Source organism: Mesorhizobium sp. M7A.F.Ca.CA.001.10.2.1 (assembly GCF_003998575.1).
GTDB lineage: Bacteria > Pseudomonadota > Alphaproteobacteria > Rhizobiales > Rhizobiaceae > Mesorhizobium.
On record NZ_RZQY01000701.1, the window covers coordinates 1 to 3,070 of the forward strand.

5 protein-coding genes are annotated in these 3,070 nt (G+C 63.3%); all 5 read left to right on the forward strand.

The window, feature by feature from the left end; genetic code table 11:
• Positions 1-567: alanyl-tRNA editing protein (locus tag EN964_RS30260; RefSeq protein WP_164776091.1), on the forward strand; the 567-nt coding region annotated here is incomplete at its 5' end.
• A gap of 39 nt (positions 568-606) precedes the next feature.
• Positions 607-1,473 carry a 3-mercaptopyruvate sulfurtransferase gene (gene sseA / locus EN964_RS30265; RefSeq protein ID WP_127270594.1) on the forward strand — a complete coding sequence of 289 codons (867 nt, stop codon included), beginning with the start codon at positions 607-609 and terminating at the stop codon, positions 1,471-1,473.
• A complete protein-coding gene (locus EN964_RS30270) occupies positions 1,470-2,042 on the forward strand; it encodes a GNAT family N-acetyltransferase (protein ID WP_206517198.1) in 573 nt (190 codons plus the stop codon). The genes sseA and EN964_RS30270 overlap by 4 nt, the downstream gene beginning before the upstream one ends.
• Positions 2,043-2,158: 116 nt before the next feature.
• The gene (locus EN964_RS30275; RefSeq protein ID WP_127271734.1) at positions 2,159-2,716 is read left to right on the forward strand and encodes an OmpA family protein; all 558 of its coding nucleotides are present in this window, start codon (positions 2,159-2,161) and stop codon (positions 2,714-2,716) included.
• Between the two features lie 156 nt (positions 2,717-2,872).
• Positions 2,873-3,070, forward strand: a 198-nt coding sequence (locus EN964_RS30280) for a DUF1203 domain-containing protein (RefSeq protein WP_127277116.1), incomplete at its 3' end; no start/stop codon positions are given.

Below are 3,070 nucleotides of genomic sequence, written 5' to 3' on the forward strand. Positions count from 1 at the left end.
ATCGTCATTGCCGCCACCCTCACCGGTGAGACCAAGGACGAGATCATACACGTGCCGGCGCCGGAGCAGGCGGTTCCGCAGCCAGGCGAGGCGCTGAGGCTGGCGATCGACTGGGAGCGGCGGCATCTCCTGATGCGCATGCACGCGGCTTGCCATCTGCTCACCGTCGTCTGCCCGTTCCCGATCACCGGTGCCTCGGTTTCCGAGGACGACAGCCGTGTCGACTTCGACGCTCCGGATGCCGGCTTCACCAAGGAGGACGTCACCGCCGGGCTGATGGACCTGGTGCGGGCCGATCATCCGATCTTTGTCAGGCTGATCAGTGACGAAGACCTGGCCGCCAATCCCGGCCTGGTGAAATCCAAGAACGTTCGGCCGCCGGTGGGCACAGGCAAGATCCGCCTGGTTTGTATCGGCGACAACGCTTCGGTGGACAGCCAGCCCTGCGGCGGCACCCATGTGAAAAGCACCGCCGAAGTCGGCGAAATCCACATCGGCAAGATCGAGAAGAAGGGCCGCGAGAACCGGCGCTTCCGCATCCGCTTTGGGCCGATGCCGGCAAACTGAACAGGACAGTGATCGCCAAAAAGCGAGCAGGAGAACAAAATGGCCGAGGACAGCCCCTTCACCGTCGACGCAGACTGGCTGCAGCAACGTCTCGGCGAGCCGGGCCTGACGATCATCGACGCATCCTGGTATCTCCCGGCGCAGAGGCGCGATGCGCGCGGCGAGTATGAGTCGGCCCATATCCCGGGCGCACGTTTTCTCGATCAGGATGCCGTTTCGGACCCGGATTCGCCCCTGCCGCATACCTTGCCGTCGCCGCAGCATTTTGCCCAGTATGTCGGCGCCATGGGCGTTTCGGCCGATGACACCATCGTCGTCTACGACGGGCCGGGTTTCTTCTCCGCACCCCGGGCGTGGTGGATGTTCCGGGTGATGGGCGTCTTTCAGACCTATATTCTGGAGGGCGGCTTCGATGGCTGGAAAGCCGCCGGCAGGCCGGTGACGGCCGAACCGACCAAGATCGCGCCAAGCGTGTTTCATGCCGATTTCGACGCCGGGCGCGTCGCCAGCCTCGCCGACATGCGCGGGATCGTCGACACCAAGGCGAGCCAGATCGCCGACGCCCGTGGACCGGGCCGCTTCACCGGCACTGAACCTGAGCCGCGCGCGGGTATCCGCTCCGGCCATATGCCCGGCGCGCGCAATCTGCCCTATTCGGCGCTGTCGGAAAATGGCGAGCTGCTGTCGAAGGACCGTCTGCGCAAGGTGATCGAGGAGGCCGGCATCGATCTGTCGAAACCTGTCGTCACTTCATGCGGCTCCGGTATTACCGCGGCGGTGGTGACGCTGGCGCTGGAAACGCTTGGCCATACAAACAACAGGCTTTACGACGGCTCCTGGACGGAGTGGGGCGGGCTTTCCGACACGCCTGTCGTGACCGGCCCCGTTGTGATCGGCAAGGAATGAAGACGGTGGAAAACGGCGCGCTGGAAGACATCGAAGTCACGGTGACGTTCCTCGAGATGCATGTGCCTCCGGCCTATTCGCCGCCTGTGCCGTATAACCGTCAGGTCGCGCTGCTGAAGACCAAGGACATTCCGCTGCATTTTTACCGCTATCTGATGGACCGGGTGGGGCGCAAATGGCACTGGGTCAATGTGCTGAGGCTGGATGACGACGAGCTTTCCGCCGGCATCCATCGTGAGGATCGCGACATCAGGGTCCTTTACCTCGACGGCGCGCCCGCCGGCTTCTTCGATCTCAAGCCGCATCTGCCGGAAGAAGTCGAACTCGCCTATTTCGGCATGATGGAACATGCCACCGGGCAAGGCATCGGCCGCTGGTTCCTGGGCTCCGCGATCGCCGCCGCATGGTCGCATGGGCCGAAGCGGGTGACGGTGCAGACCTGCACGCTCGATCATCCGGCGGCTCTGCCGCTCTACCAGAAGCTCGGCTTTGCACCGGTGGCGCAAAAGAGGGAAATCGTCCATCCGCTGCCTTTCACCGAGCGCGCGGCCAGCGTCATGCGGCCCTAGACTAGCCGGAAGCTGACACGGGTTCGAATCTGAACCCGCCGTTCATCGGCCCTTCAGGCTGTTTTTGGCATGTTGCCGGCACCATCAATGCGGCCAAGGCCGAAGGAGACGAAGATATGCTGACCCGCCGTACACTTGCCGCCGCGCTGATCGCGGCAATTGCCATGCCAAGCCTCGCCGCAGCCCAGGCGACAACGCCTTCGGCCGCGACGATCGAGCGGAAGCTCGAGGCGGCGCCGCGGGTGAAATTGCGGCCGAACGAGCGCGTCACCATCCGCGAATTCAAGCGGCGCCCGGATTTGCGCCGCATGGCCCGCTCGATCGATATCCAGTCGATCAACTTCGCCTTCGGTTCGGCGGCTATTGCCAACTCGCAATACGACAAGATCGAGACCATTGCCGACGCGCTGCGGCGCATCCTGCGCCGCGATCGCGGCGCCCGCGTGCTGATCGAGGGCCACACCGACGCCGTCGGCTCCTTCCAGTCGAATCAGGCTCTGTCCGAACAGCGCGCCGCTTCGCTCAAGCGCACATTGGTGCGCGAATTCGGCGTGCCGGGTCATGCTCTCGAGACAGTCGGCTATGGCGAAGAGTTTTTGCTGGTGCAGACGCAGAACGAAAACTGGCAGAATCGCCGGGTGACACTGCGCCGCTTCGACGATTTCATCCGTTGAGCCGCAGCTCTGAATTTTAGTTAGACGGCGCTTTCGACGGGACTTGATGAGAGCCGGTCGCCGACGGGCGACCGGCTCTTCGATATCTGGCAGGAATCGGGTGGGCGGCGAGAGTTCAAAGGGATAATTTCCGGTAGACCACACCGGAGATTTTCCATGACCATCCAGTTCAAAGCTTTGCCGACCGAAGGTGTCAGGACGCTGCAGCGCGGCGGGATCGATGCTTATGGCCAAATGCCCGAGCGAAAGATCTCCGACGGTGACGGCATGCCTTGCCGGCATTGCTTGAAGAACATCGCCGCCGGCGACGCCTATCTTGTTCTGGCGTACCGGCCATTCCCGCAGCTTCAGCCC